The following is a 12788-nucleotide window of genomic DNA, read 5'->3' as shown; positions in this document are numbered from 1 at the left end:
GTTGAGACAGGGGCCCCAACCTACGGGTTGGCCTGCTGCCAAACCACCCGCAGGCGATTGGGGGCAATCCACTGGTTTTGCTCGCGGATCAGCCGCTGCTCCCCTTCCACCATGAAGAGATGGTCAAAGCGTTCACGTGCTTTAGAGAGTTTGGCCCGTTCAAGGTCGAGCACCGCCGAAAGCTCACCCTGGCGCTCCATCCGCTCCTGATAGGCAGAGGCAAGGCGCACCAGGCTGACACCAGCGACCACAACAAGGCCAACCTTGAGAGCCAGGCCGATCACGCTGCAGAGCAATTCCTGCCGCTCACTTGAGAGGGCTTGCAGTGCGGCTGCTTCGCCGCCAGAAACTATCTGGGGATCGAGCTGAGAGGCAGGCTTGGGGAGCGAGTCCGGCTTGGAATGCGCGCCAGAAAGCGGCTTTCCCTGTCGCCGCAAGGGCAGATTTTGCCTGGCCTGATAACTGGATGGGACGAGAGGCGGCATGGGAGCAACGAGGGATCAAACCCCGCTGGGGCCTAGACGCTTTTAGCTGGCCAGGCCCGACTTGCCAAGGGGTAAGGCTTGGAAGGACCAAAGGCCAGCTTCTCAGGCTTTGTAGAGGCTGAAGCAGAGGCGAACGGCCAGCACGCCCGCATGGGCAGCAACCACCAAGGCAATCAGCACTTCGGCCTGGCTGAGAGTGGAAACCATGGGAGGGCAGTAAGCAACTGGATTCGCCCCATTCTTTGCCCTTAGGTGGCTACGGTCCAGGTTGTCCCGCCCTGCTGTCACAGCTCTTGATGGCCCCTGTGGAGATTTCCGAGAGTCAGATCCGCCAGTTGGATCTTGCAGCTCTCCAGCCCTGGTTCAGCCTTAGCCCTGAGGCCCTTGTCCAGCAGGCTGGTTCCCTGGAGCTTCACTTCAATTGGCCCCGTGCAGACGACGACCCCCGGGAGCTTTCGGAAATTGCCGAGTTGCGGCTTTGGTCCCTACGGGCCGATGCGGAAGCTCCTTGGCTGCCCCTGTTGCTCGAGCGTGGCGGCGGCCAACTCACCCGCCACGTGGCTATGGTGCTGCCCCACCAATTCAGCCGCACGGAGGGCATCCGTTTTGCCCCCGAGTCCCTGGAACTTTGGATCACCCACAGGCTTTTCAGCCTTGACGCCTGGGCGCGACTGCACGGCTTGAGTTGCCGTCAGGGCTTAACCCAAATGGCTGCGGTGCTTGGCTACGAGCTAGACGGAGGCTTCTGGGCGCCACTTTCAGCCGGGGCGGCTCAGCAGTAGCGCCAGGGCCCTGCGACCGCTGTCGAGCGCAAATATGAGAGTTAAGGCCCGCAGCAGCCAGGTCAGCTGACCATCGCTGACCCGATCCAGTCTGGCGGCCGACCAGTGTGCGGCAACAGCTGCTGTGCCTCCTAGGAGCATCCCGATCGGCAGCAGTGCTCGCCCATCCAGCAGGAAGGTGGTTGAGGCGACTGAGGCCGAGGTGAGCACCGCCAGGGTGCTGAAGCGGATTGCCAGGTGAATTGGCACCTGCATCAGCTGCACCATCAGGGGAACCATCACCAGGCCTCCGCCGAGACCGAGCAAGCCGGTGGCCATGCCTGCGACCATGCCCGTGGCTGCCAAACCCGCCAGCTTCAAGCTGGGGGTATCGATGGCAGCCTGCGAAGACGGGGGGCGAAAGCTCAAGGCCAGCCCTCCGTACATCAACGCCTGCATTGCGAGCAACATCCAGCCATGCAGCACCAGCCCAACCTGGCTGAACAGGCCGGCACCGAGGCCTGCCCCCAGCACAATCGCCAAGCCCCCGCGCCAGGGAAGGCTGCGGTTGCGCAGGTGGGCCCAGGTGCCACCCAGGGTGGTGGGCACGATCGCCAGGGTGCTGGTGGCCAGGGCCTTGTGCGGATCAAGTCCGGCTAGCAGCAATAGGGGTGAAAACACCAGACCACCGCCAATGCCCAGTACGCCTGACAGCAGACCCGCCAGCAGGCCAAGGGGCAGATAGGGCAACAGGCTCCACAACATCCGGGCAACCTGGCGCAATGGATCACTCTCCAGCATCTCCCCTACCAGCCATGCGGCTGCTGCCCAGCAGCTGCCATCCGGGAGCCAGGCAGATGGCGATAGACAGCCTGCTGCTGGACCAACGGGCACCGGCCTTTCGGCTCTACTCCTGGCAGCGCCCGACCCTGTCGCTGGGGTTTCACCAGCGCTGCATAGAACCCCATTGGCAGGCGCTGGCAGCGGCGGGGGTGATCGATTTAGTGCGGCGACCCAGTGGCGGCCGTGCCGTGCTCCACGCCGGAGAGCTCACCTACGCCCTGGTGTGGCCGGACCCCCCCCTGTCGCGTCTGCAGACGTACGGCCGCGCATGCGCCTGGCTGGTCAATTGCTTTGCCTCGTTGGGCCTGCCGTTACAGCCAGGCCGGCAGGCCGCCAGCCCACAACCCAGCAGCTGCTTTGCCACCAGTACGGCCGCCGATCTAGGGCACGCCAGCGGCGTCAAGCGGGTTGGCAGCGCCCAGCTCTGGCGCCGCGGCTGCCTGCTGCAGCACGGCTCGATTCTTTTGGAGCCCCCCGCCGATTTATGGAAACTTGTGTTTGGCGGGCCGCCACCCCAATTGCCAGTTCTGCCCGTAGACCGTGCTGAGCTAGAGCTGCGTTTGATTCAAGCGGCCCAAGCTGAGCTGCCTGCGTCTGCTGCCGGCAACAGGACCATCCCCCTCAGCAGCGAGGAATGGGAACTGATTGCAGCGACCGAGGCCAGTTACTGGCTGGCGTTGGCTGGCCCCTCCTCGCTTGCTTCACCAGAGGCCACCATGGAGCGCACCACCTGGGCTAGGGCCAGGCCAAGTGGATAAGTACCTTGGCGACGAGCTGCCTCGAGCATGGGCGCGGGCAGGCGCAGCCCCAACTTGGCAAGCACCGCCTCGCCGAGCTCGGGGCGTTCGATGGTGCCGCAGGGGAGTCCGGCGGGGCTTAGCACCAGCAGTCGGTTGCGGCCGCTGGCTTCTAGTTGCTGCACCGCTTGCCACAGCGGTGCCGACTCCCGGATGGAGGGCAGGCTCGAGAGCGGTTGGATGTGGTCGCCGATGCTGTCCGTATCCCAACGCTGCACTGGCAGTTGTTGCAGCGGCTTGTCGTCGATGAAGCCCTGCCAGCGGCCGCGATCGCACACCAGCAGCCAGTCGCCTTGGTGGACCTCGCTGGCTTGGGAGACACGCATCTGGCTTAGTTCCCGCAACCGACCTGCCGCCTCAAGCACCCGAAATCGCCGCCCAGCCGCATCCCGTACTTTTAATTCGTTGAGGGTTTGCTGCAGGGCTAGCAATTGGCGCTGATTGCGCGAGGCCCCAAGTCCAAACCAGCCCAGCAGCATCAACCAGGCGCCGCTGAGGCCCCCTCCGCGCAGCAGCAGCACGGTGCCCATGCCAATCGCCAGCAGGGAAAGGAAGCGCCCGCAGCTGTTGGCGACCTCCACGCCGCGCCGCTGGCTACCGCTCGCCTGCCACACCAGGGCCTTCACAATCAGGCCCCCATCCAGCGGTAGGCCGGGCAGCAGGTTGAACAGGGCCAGCACCATGTTGAGGGTGCCCAGCTCCGACACCATGGCGCCCAGCAGGGGCGAGAGATGGGCGGCTGGATGGGTGGCTGCCAGCAGGCCCACACCCAGCACCAGGCTTACGGCAGGGCCAGCAGCTGCCACCAGCAGGGCGCCGCGGGCGGTGCTGCACTCGCGCTCCACGCTGGCCACGCCACCAAGCAGGAACAAGGTGATGCTGCGCACCTCCACCCCCTGGGCCAGGGCCACCAGGGAGTGGCCCAATTCGTGCAGGAGCACTGAAACGAACAGCAACATTGCCGTAACCAACCCCAGGCCCCAGAGCACCGCGCCGCTCATCGGATCCTTGAGGGTGAGGCTGTAGTGCTGTTGGAAGGCCGCGGTGGCAAGCACCAAGATCACAAACCAACTGGGGTGGATCCGTAGGGGGATGCCCCGAATTTTGAAAATTTGCCAGCCTTCTCCCACTGCCCTCTGTCTTGGTGTCTGATCCTAGAAAGGGGCGAAAGCCTTTGCCCTCGCCATGGCGCCCCCCCTGTTGAAGATCTGTGGGTTGCGGGATCCGGACCAGGCCGCAGCGGTGGCTCAACTGGGGGTGGATGCGATCGGCGTGATCGGGGTGCCAGGCTCGCCTCGCTTCCTTGAGGCTGAACGCCGGCAGGCGCTTTTTGCGGCGATGCGGGCAGCTGCGCCTTGCTGCCGCGGTGTGCTGGTGGTGGCCGATCCGCTCGAGCAGCAGTGGCCCCAATTAGAGCTAGGACATGGTCATGCTGTGGTGCAGTTGCACGGCTCGGAAACACCCCAGCTCTGCGACCAGCTGCGCTCCCGCCTGGGCTGTGAGATCTGGAAAGCCCTGAGGATTCGCAGGCCGGATGATCTGCAGCGGGCCGTTGACTACGCCCTGGTGGTGGATGCCCTGCTTCTCGATGCCTGGGTGCCCGACCAGCTAGGAGGCACGGGCCATCGCATCCCGATTGAGTGGCTGCAGGGATTTACGCCAGTTCTTCCCTGGTGGCTGGCAGGGGGCATTCGGGCCGACCGAGTGCCGGAACTACTGACCCAGCTGTGCCCCACAGGCCTCGATGCCTCCAGCGGCGTGGAGCGAAGCCCAGGCAATAAGGATCTCGATCAGGTTGCAGCACTAGTGGCTGCGGTACGGGTTGCTGGCCTAGCTGGGCCTTCCCAGTCAAGATCGGTGGGTCTTGCCCCTTCTTGATGGGTTTGTTTTGTAGATCTGCGCTTCTTCGTCCATCCCTCTGGGCCCTGGCGGTGACCATGGGCTCGGGTTTAGGACTAGCCCTGCTGGCACCGATTCGGGCCCAGGACCTAGTGGGCTGCCAGCTGGTGGATGGCCAGCTTTCCTGCGTACCAGGGGTGAGTGCCGACCCCCAGTCCCAGATCCGTGCCCTGCGACAGCAGATCAATACGGATCTGCAACAGGAGAGTGCTGTTCAGCAGCAAATCAATGGTTTACAGCAGCTGGTGCTGCAAGGTGAAGCCGTGCAGGGGGCAGTACTGCAGGCCACTGCCGCAGCCGACCTATTGGCCGCATTGCCAGCCTCGGCGTTTCACTGGTACCGGCGTAGCCCGGGTGCCAACCAGTGGCTGCTGATTGAAGGCGCTGCGGGGCCCAGCTACGTCTTGCAACTTCAAGACGTTTCGGCCCAGGTAATGGTGGTGGTAGCGGTGCCAGCCCAAGGTAGTGGCTCTAGCCGGCAGGCTTCGCCGGCTATTGGACCAGTTGGCAGCAAACCCTGAGGTTGGTTTTAGAGGCAAGGTGACTTTCCACCTAAAGCTTTCGCTTTAGGTGGAAAGCATGCACTCCTGCTGCTTAACCAGCTCGAAGAATTCGGCCTTGAGGCTTGGATCAAGACGGAAATCGCCCCGCACCACAGAATTGACCATGCTGGTTTGGGGCTCCTTCACACCACGCCACTTCATGCAGTAGTGCTGGGCTTTTACCAAAATCGCCAGACCTTGGGGCTCACAGAGACGCTCGATCTCATCGGCCAAGATCATTACAGCCTCCTCTTGTATATGAGGCCTTGAAAATACCCAGTCGGCAACTCTAGAGAACTTGGATAGGCCAATTACCCGATCACCTGGCTTGATACCAATCCAACAATTGCCCAGAATGGGCACTAAGTGGTGTGAACAGGCTGAACGAACGGTAATCGGACCAACGGTATAAATTTCATCCAACTTTTTGACATTTGGAAAGCTGGCAATCTTAGGTTGCTCGTGATAGCGCCCCTTGAAAACTTCGTGCAGGTACATCCGAGCGACACGCTCAGCTGTCTCCTCGGTGTTGTGATCTTTGTCTATATCAATGACGAGACTACGTAGTAATTCGCGAACTTTGCCCGCCACCTCAATCTCCAATTGCTCGAGCTCACCATCGCGAAGGTGGTCAGCGATGTTGTCGTTTGCGAGGTACGCAACTCCTGCCGCGTCAAGACGCTCCCGGATTCGCAGACTTATGGGCAGGGGAGCTGAATCAGGTGTAACGGTGCGCGAAGGAATGCTGGACGGCAGGGTGGAAGTCATAGGGGGGCTCAAAGCGCGCCGGCGGCCGGCATGAGGGTGAGATCTTCCACCACTGAGGTGGCTGGCTGTTGGGCCAAGTACAGCAGGGCTTCAGATGCCCTTTCAACGTCAAGCATGGCACGGCGATCGAACGTGCTGTGGACGTTTTCGCTCTCCCAGAGTGGCGTATTCACCGCACCTAGGGTGAGGGTGCTTACCCGTATGCCAAAGGGGCGTTCTTCGACGGCAAGGCATCGGCTGAGGGAGAGGAGAGCGGCCTTGCTAACGCAGTAAGCGCCCCAGTTGGGGAAGGCTTGGTGGGCTGCATGGCTGTTCACATTGATGATCTGTCCGCCGCCAGCTTGCCTGAGTCTAGGCAGCAGCGACTGGCACACCTGAAATACAGCACTGAGATTCAGCTGCATCAATCGTTGCCATTGCTCCAGGGGCATCTCTGCCAGGGAGCCCGTATAAGCAACGCCGGCATTGTTAATTACAACAGCAGGGGTGAGCCCACGGCTGCAGAGATCTTCCAGTCCGGGAGCAATAGTGGCTGGCTCGGCCAGATCGATGCCAATGGATTCGATTCTCCTGCCAGTGGGCTTTAGAGCCGTTGTGAGCGAATCGAGGTCGGCAGTGCTCCTGGCCAGCAGGAGTAAGTCGTAGCCAGCAGAGGCAAATTTGTGGGCTGCTGCGGCACCTATGCCTCGGGAGGCGCCGGTGATCAGAGCAACAGGTGCTGAATCAGGCAAAGGCAGGCCTTGGGAGGTAACGGGATCTGAAGTAAACCTTAAGAGCCGGGGGAGGCAATTGGGGACTCGCTGTCGAGCACCCTTCCCATACGGCGAAATTTGGCGTAGCGCTGCTCGACCAATTGGGATTCATTTAGGCCCTGCAGTTCGCTGAGTTGCTCGAGCAAGGCAGATTTAAGGGTTTCAGCGGCCTGCAGAGGTGCCGAGTGGTTGCCGCCGGAGGGCTCGGGCAACACCAGGTCAACGATGCCGAGCTTCAGCAGATCGGGTCCTGTGATCTTGAGAGCCTCGGCGGCGGTGGAGGCCTTGCCTGCGTCCCGCCACAGGATCGAGGCACAGGCTTCTGGGCTGGCCACTGTGTAAACGCTGTGCTCAAACATCAGCAGCCTGTCGGCGACGCCGATGCCCAGGGCGCCACCAGATCCGCCTTCGCCGATCACCGTGGCAAGAATCGGCACCCGCAGCCGGAACATCTCACGCAGATTGACGGCGATCGCTTCACCCTGCCCCTGCTCCTCAGCCAGCACCCCCGCGTAGGCCCCCGGCGTATCGATGAAACTCAAGATCGGCAGACGAAAGCGATCGGCATGCTCCATCAGCCGCATCGCCTTGCGATAGCCCCCTGGGGATGCCATCCCGAAGTTGCGGGCGACATTTTCCTTAGTGTCCCTACCTTTTTGGTGTCCCAGCAGCACCACACCCTGCTCACCGATCCTGCCAACCCCACCCACTAGGGCCCGGTCGTCACTGCCACGGCGGTCACCATGAAGCTCCAGCCACTCATCAGTAATCACCTGGATGTAATCCAGGGTGCTGGGCCGCTGGGGGTGGCGGGCCACCTGGATCTTCTGGGAGGGCGTCAGGGCATCGAAGATGTCTTTGCGACGTCTGGTGGCCAGGGTCTCGAGCTGCAGCAGCTGCTGACTCACATCCACCTCCGAGTCGCGAGCCAACTGGCGAATCTGCTCGATCTGCTCTTCGAGCTCAACTAGTGGTTTTTCGAACTCCAGCAAGGCGCGGCGGGCCATGGCGGGGATGGGCAAGGGGACGAAAGGTATTCAGGCAGTAGTCAGGGCCGGGGTGGGATCGATCTGGGCGGACAGCCCCAGGGCTTGGAAGCCATGGCGCAGGGAAGCGGCACCGATCAGATCCATCTTGTCGAGGCTGATGTTGTTGCGCCCCCAGCTGAAGTTGGTGTGGATCCCTTCGAACTCCAGCAGGATGGCCTCGGCGAAACAGGCAAACATCTGACGTTTGGGGTCGTCCATTTCAGCCATTTCCATCATTTGCCAGGTGATGTCGCTGAAAAACTCAACGATGCCCCCCTTCAATACATGGATGCCGTTGCCACTGGCCTTGGTGTCTAGGTTTTTCGGGTAGCCGCCATCGATCATCAGGCAGGGCGACTTAAGGCTGGCAGCATCGATGCTCAGCGTTTGGGGCAAACTGGCCACCCAAACCACCACGTCGGCTTCCGGCAGGGCCTCCTCCAGCTTGAGGATCCGGCCGCCACCAAGCTCCTGCTGTAAGTCCAGCAAGGGTTGGGGCTGGCGAGCTACCAGTAAAAGCTCCTTAACTCCAGTGCGCTGGCTCAGCCAGCGGCATACAGCGCTGCCGATATCGCCGGTAGCCCCGATAACTGCGACCCGGGCTTGGCTCAGATCGATACCGAGCTTGGGGGCATTGGTTTCGACTTGGCGACAAATCACCCAGGCGGTATGGGTGTTTCCGGTAGTGAATCGCTCCCATTCCAAGGTGGTGGAGCGGATTTGCTGCTCCTTGAGCAGGTTGAAATTTTCGAAAATAATCGAGGTAAATCCGCCCAAAGCGGTGATATCGATACCATTTTTTTGAGCCAGCTCCATGGCGCTGAGCACCTTGCGGCGAGCGGTTTTAAACCGACTCAGCATTTCTGGCACAAAGCAGGAGTCGATGTATGCCCCTTCTATGGTCTTGCCTGTGGCGCTGGTGACCTGAAGATGCTCCACCAGCTGGGGGGGGGCACTACACCAGACGTCGAGGTCACCTTCGGCAAACTCCTCAAAGCCAAGAGTGCGCGCCTTTTCACGAGCAGCCTCGAAGCTTGTGGAGTGACCGATCAGGCCGAACATGGGCAACCCCAGAGAATGTCGCGGACGCTACATCTTGCCACGACACGCCTGGCAGGAGGGCTTCAGCCGATCAGTGCAGCAGCAGCCATTTTGGCGATCTCCCTGGAAGTGAAGCCAACTTCGAGCAGTGCCTCTTGGTAGGAAGTGAGGAAATCGGCCATCAAATCCTCCTGGTCCATTTGAAGAACAGCCGCGTCGCCGGCAACCTGCTCAAGCATTTTGCGCACCAAGGGAAGATTCTCACGGTTTGCCTGCTCCAGCTCCCCCCGCACGGTTTCAAGGTTGGCTTTCAGCCATTCCTGACCGTAATTCAGGTGTGTGTACTCATCTTTGACAACCCCTTCGGTGATCTTACGCGCAAATGGATCGGCTACAGGGATATAGATGTGATACGCCGAAATGGCAAAGGCCTCAATCAAAATAGCCTGAATCAAAAGACAGGTTGTGACCTTGCCTTCAGCTAAAGCCTTCTGAAAATTGTTGTGCAGAGGAGAAAAGAACTCCTTAGCAAACGGCATGTCAGCAGTGACGCCGAGGTTGTTGGCGCAAGCTGTGAAGCCCTTCATGTGCTTGAGCTCCATGCGGGCCAATTTGGTCAGCTCCTCAGCTTGGTCGGGGAGCAGCCCACCGATAGAGATGTAATTGTCGTGAGCTTCCTGCTCGCCTTCAATCACGATCGCGTTGATCCGGCTGTAGGCGTCCTTGTAGGTATCTGTGCTGAAGTCGGGCAGTTGGTCGGATGGGAACGCCTCAGTGACATTGATAGGAGCAAGAGTTGCCATGGCAGCCACGCTGTTGGATCTGATCAGCTGACTGTAACCACCCCCTACCGAACCCTGACCGTCCCTTGGCCTGGCCAGGAGCTGGCCAGCAGGGTTTCGAAGCGGTGCTGCCAACCTGCGACCAACCGGTCAAAAAGTTGCGCTCCCAGGGCTGCAGAAGCGCCGCGGGCGTCGCCAACCACTCCGGTGAGGCTGAGTTCCTGGCTGAGCCAGGCAAGCGGGGCGGCCCCTTCCAGGCTCCAGCCCGATGGGATGACCTCGCCTCGCTTGCCATCGCTGGGGCGCTGTTCGCCCACCAGCTGGGGGGCGAGGTGCAGCATCAGGCTGGTTTCCGCCAAGCCCGCGTGCAGCCCGTCGGAGCGCTCCGGTTCGGGGATGAGCTCGGCGATCCCCTCGGGACCACTCCATAAAAAGCAGGGCAGCACGGCTAGCTCGGGCCGCTCCGCCCGCAGCTGGCGCGCAGCGGTCTGGAGCAGGGATATTTGGCCACCGTGTCCGTTAAACAACACCAGGCGCTGAAAACCTGTGCCAGCCAGTTCGTGGCCCACAGCCACCAGTTGCTCGATCAGGACCTGGGGGGGGAGGCTGATGGTGCCACTGAAACCACGGTGCTCTGGGGAGAAGCCGATGCTCTGCAGCGGCAGCCGCAGGATCGGCAGGCTTGGCTCCAGCGCTGCCAAAACTGCGTCCAGCACTCGTTCGGCAAACAGGCCATCCGTTCCGAGCGGCAGTTGGGGGCCGTGTTGCTCGACCGCGCCCCAGGGCCAGACAACCGTGCTTCCTGGCTGGGCTGCAAGCTCCTGAACCTGCGGCCAGGCCAGCTGCTCAAGGTGGCGCTGCTGGGGCATTTTTTGAGGACTAATCACTACAGTGTGGGGCTCTCAGCCCTTAGTGGAGATGGCCGGTACCGGCAGTCAACCGCCCTCATCCTCATCCCGGCCCGTGCCCCCTGGTCCTGCGCGCCCAGTCCCTGCACGCCCCCAGCCGTTGGCGCCCCTGCGTAAGCCGCCCCAGGTCTTGATGATCCGCAAGGACGAGCCCGCCCCGCCGCCGGCTGCGACTGAGCCTGCCCTTGCCTCAGCTCCCCAGGCTCCCTCTCAGCTCGCTCCCCTTAACCGGGTTGCTTCACCTGCCGCCGCTCCCGCCCGAAACGACGACGAGTTGTTTGACCTGGGGGCCATGGAGGGCCTCACCATGGCCGATCTGCTGGGCCCTGACCCGGGTCAGAAGCGTGCTCCCAAGGCTGCTGTTGCCGGAGAGCCCAGCACCAAGCCCGCCGCGCGGAGCGTCGACGATTTCGACTTTGACGAAGAAGCCTTTCTGGCTGCTCTTGACGACCATGAGCCCCATGGCACCACTGGAGAGGTGGTGCGCGGCTCCGTGATAGGTGTCGAAAGCGATGGCGTTTACGTGGACATCGGTGGCAAGGCGCCGGGTTTTATGCCCAAGAAAGAGTGCGGCCTGGGGGTGATCACCAACCTCAAGGAGACCTTTCCCAAGGGGCTGGAGGTGGATGTGCTCGTCACCGGCGAGCAAAACGCCGATGGCATGGTGACCATCAGCGCCCGTGCCTTGGCCCTGCGCCAGAGCTGGGAGAAGGTGAGGCTCCTGGAGAAGGAAGGAAAGGTGGTGCAGGTCAAAGTGAACGGCTTCAATCGAGGTGGTGTCACTTGTGAACTTGAGGGATTGCGCGGCTTCATCCCCCGCTCCCAGCTGCAGGAGGGTGAAAACCATGAGGCTTTGGTGGGTAAGACCCTTGGGGCCGCTTTCCTAGAGGTCAATCCAGAGACCCGCAAGCTGGTGTTATCCGAGAAGAAAGCTGCCACTGCAGCCCTGTTCCAAAACCTGGAGGTGGGTCAGCTGGTCGAAGGCCAGGTGGTGGCAATTAAGCCCTATGGCTTGTTTGTCGATCTAGGCGGTGTGAGCGGTTTGTTGCACCAATCGGCAATTAGTGGTGGTCAGCTGCGGGACCTGCGTGAGGTTTTTGGCCAGGGAGACAGGGTCAAGGCCCTGATCACCGAGCTGGATCCGGGCCGAGGCCGAATCGCTCTTAATACCGCTCTTCTCGAAGGCCAGCCCGGTGAACTGCTGATCGATCGCGACAAGGTGATGGCTGAGGCTCCAGAGCGGGCCAACCGGGCCCGCTCGGTGCTGCGCCAGCAAGAACAAGGGGCCGGATGAAGCAGGCCGCTCCAGATTGGGAGCTCGACTACTACTCGCGTCCCATCCTTGAAGAAGATGGCAAAAAGCGCTGGGAGCTGCTGATCTGTTCCACCCCTGAGGTGCCCGGACCAGGGGATGTAGCGAGCGAATCCTTCCGCTGGGCCCAGGCCTGCCCAGCCACCAGCGTTAATTCGATCTGGCTGAGGGAGGCTCTGGAGGCAGCGTTGGCTGCTGCCGCCTCCCAAGGTTTTGGACCGCCGAGGCGGCTGCGCTGCTGGCGTGCCTCGATGCGCACCATGGTGCAGCGGGCGGCGGAGGGGCTGGGGTTGGAGCTGGTACCCAGCCGCCGTACCTACGCCCTAGTGAGCTGGCTGCAGGAGCGGGAGCGCCTGGTGTATCCCCAGGAGCCCGGCTACATGGCCGGCCCGTTAGCCCCGCCCCCCAAGGCTTTGCGATCGATTGCGGTGCCCTTGCCGGAAGCGGCGCGGGGCGACAGTTGGGCCTGGGCCACCTTGCCCTTGGGTGTCCTAGCCGCTGCATCGGAGTGGGAGCTTGGCTTTGCGGGCCTCGTACCCCTGCCAGAGGGGGTGTCTGCCGAGCTGCCGGTGCCGGGTATTCGCCTATTCAGCTCCACCAGGGCCCTGGCCCTGGCCGGCTGGCTGGCTGGGCTCGAACCCGTGCGGCTTGAGATCAGTGGCCTGCAGCTAGTGCTTGAGGCTGGCCTTGAGGACCGCTGGCTGCTTACCAACTTGCCGGCTGAGGAGGCAGAGGTGGCCACTGCAGCTTTTGCTGCCGCCCGAGAGCAGGCCGGTGGGCTTCAGTTTCTCGCCGTTCAGGCCAGCGAGCAGGACCAGCGCTTTGAGGGCTTCTGGTTGCTGCGCGATCTTCCCGACGCTTGATGCCCAA

General features: G+C 62.0%; 16 protein-coding genes. 6 read left to right on the top strand and 10 right to left on the bottom strand.

Going from position 1 to position 12788, the window contains the following annotated elements:
* Positions 1–20 precede the first annotated feature (20 nt).
* Both KBY73_RS10595 and psaM read right to left on the bottom strand, forming a co-directional pair.
* Positions 21–284 carry a hypothetical protein gene (locus tag KBY73_RS10595; RefSeq protein ID WP_254937070.1) on the bottom strand — a complete coding sequence of 88 codons (264 nt, stop codon included), beginning with the start codon at positions 282–284 and terminating at the stop codon, positions 21–23.
* 303 nt (positions 285–587) lie between these two features.
* Positions 588–692, bottom strand: coding sequence for a photosystem I reaction center subunit XII (psaM, locus tag KBY73_RS10590; protein WP_106502470.1), 105 nt, complete (start codon positions 690–692; stop codon positions 588–590).
* A gap of 89 nt (positions 693–781) precedes the next feature.
* On the opposite strand from psaM, the gene KBY73_RS10585 reads away from it, so the two are divergent.
* Positions 782–1267, top strand: a complete 486-nt coding sequence (locus KBY73_RS10585; RefSeq protein ID WP_254937069.1) for a CRR6 family NdhI maturation factor — start codon at positions 782–784, stop codon at positions 1265–1267.
* On the opposite strand, the gene KBY73_RS10580 is transcribed toward KBY73_RS10585, so the two are convergent.
* Positions 1244–2047, bottom strand: coding sequence for a sulfite exporter TauE/SafE family protein (locus KBY73_RS10580; protein ID WP_254937068.1), 804 nt, complete (start codon positions 2045–2047; stop codon positions 1244–1246). The genes KBY73_RS10585 and KBY73_RS10580 overlap by 24 nt on opposite strands.
* A 14-nt stretch (positions 2048–2061) precedes the next feature.
* Here KBY73_RS10580 and KBY73_RS10575 point away from each other — a divergent pair, with 14 nt between their 5' ends.
* On the top strand, positions 2062–2847 hold the full coding sequence (locus tag KBY73_RS10575; protein ID WP_254937067.1) for a lipoyl protein ligase domain-containing protein: 786 nt from the start codon (positions 2062–2064) through the stop codon (positions 2845–2847).
* Here KBY73_RS10575 and KBY73_RS10570 read toward each other — a convergent pair.
* A complete protein-coding gene (locus KBY73_RS10570) occupies positions 2754–4016 on the bottom strand; it encodes a site-2 protease family protein (RefSeq protein ID WP_254937066.1) in 1263 nt (420 codons plus the stop codon). The genes KBY73_RS10575 and KBY73_RS10570 overlap by 94 nt on opposite strands.
* Positions 4017–4071: 55 nt before the next feature.
* Between KBY73_RS10570 and KBY73_RS10565 the strand changes: the two genes are divergently transcribed.
* Together KBY73_RS10565 and KBY73_RS10560 are read left to right on the top strand one after the other, a co-directional pair.
* Complete coding sequence (locus KBY73_RS10565) at positions 4072–4764, top strand: phosphoribosylanthranilate isomerase (protein WP_254937065.1); 693 nt, start codon at positions 4072–4074, stop codon at positions 4762–4764.
* A 59-nt stretch (positions 4765–4823) separates the two neighbouring features.
* Positions 4824–5306: a hypothetical protein gene (locus KBY73_RS10560; protein WP_254937064.1), complete on the top strand. Its 483-nt coding sequence runs from the start codon at positions 4824–4826 to the stop codon at positions 5304–5306.
* Between the two features lie 45 nt (positions 5307–5351).
* On the opposite strand, the gene folE is transcribed toward KBY73_RS10560, so the two are convergent.
* The 6 genes from folE to KBY73_RS10530 form a co-directional block, all read right to left on the bottom strand.
* Entirely contained in the window at positions 5352–6095 is a 744-nt protein-coding gene (gene folE / locus KBY73_RS10555) for a GTP cyclohydrolase I (RefSeq protein WP_254937063.1), read from the bottom strand.
* Between the two features lie 8 nt (positions 6096–6103).
* Complete coding sequence (locus KBY73_RS10550) at positions 6104–6826, bottom strand: SDR family oxidoreductase (protein ID WP_254937062.1); 723 nt, start codon at positions 6824–6826, stop codon at positions 6104–6106.
* A 38-nt stretch (positions 6827–6864) separates the two neighbouring features.
* Positions 6865–7854 (bottom strand): acetyl-CoA carboxylase carboxyltransferase subunit alpha, encoded by a 990-nt coding sequence (locus tag KBY73_RS10545; RefSeq protein WP_254937061.1) that lies wholly within the window; start codon positions 7852–7854, stop codon positions 6865–6867.
* Between the two features lie 30 nt (positions 7855–7884).
* Positions 7885–8937 carry a long-chain acyl-[acyl-carrier-protein] reductase gene (locus KBY73_RS10540; RefSeq protein WP_254937060.1) on the bottom strand — a complete coding sequence of 351 codons (1053 nt, stop codon included), beginning with the start codon at positions 8935–8937 and terminating at the stop codon, positions 7885–7887.
* Between the two features lie 62 nt (positions 8938–8999).
* Positions 9000–9719: an aldehyde oxygenase (deformylating) gene (locus KBY73_RS10535; protein ID WP_254937059.1), complete on the bottom strand. Its 720-nt coding sequence runs from the start codon at positions 9717–9719 to the stop codon at positions 9000–9002.
* A 44-nt stretch (positions 9720–9763) separates the two neighbouring features.
* Complete coding sequence (locus KBY73_RS10530) at positions 9764–10567, bottom strand: creatininase family protein (RefSeq protein ID WP_254937058.1); 804 nt, start codon at positions 10565–10567, stop codon at positions 9764–9766.
* A 49-nt stretch (positions 10568–10616) separates the two neighbouring features.
* On the opposite strand from KBY73_RS10530, the gene KBY73_RS10525 reads away from it, so the two are divergent.
* Together KBY73_RS10525 and KBY73_RS10520 are read left to right on the top strand one after the other, a co-directional pair.
* Positions 10617–11900, top strand: coding sequence for a S1 RNA-binding domain-containing protein (locus KBY73_RS10525; RefSeq protein WP_254937057.1), 1284 nt, complete (start codon positions 10617–10619; stop codon positions 11898–11900).
* Positions 11897–12781, top strand: coding sequence for a Tab2/Atab2 family RNA-binding protein (locus KBY73_RS10520; RefSeq protein ID WP_254937056.1), 885 nt, complete (start codon positions 11897–11899; stop codon positions 12779–12781). Before KBY73_RS10525 ends, KBY73_RS10520 begins: the two co-directional genes overlap by 4 nt.
* Positions 12782–12788 lie beyond the last annotated feature (7 nt).

It is taken from the genome of Cyanobium sp. Tous-M-B4 (assembly GCF_024345395.1).
In the GTDB taxonomy this organism is placed as follows: domain Bacteria; phylum Cyanobacteriota; class Cyanobacteriia; order PCC-6307; family Cyanobiaceae; genus Cyanobium_A.
This window is presented reverse-complemented; position numbering and strand designations above follow the sequence as displayed.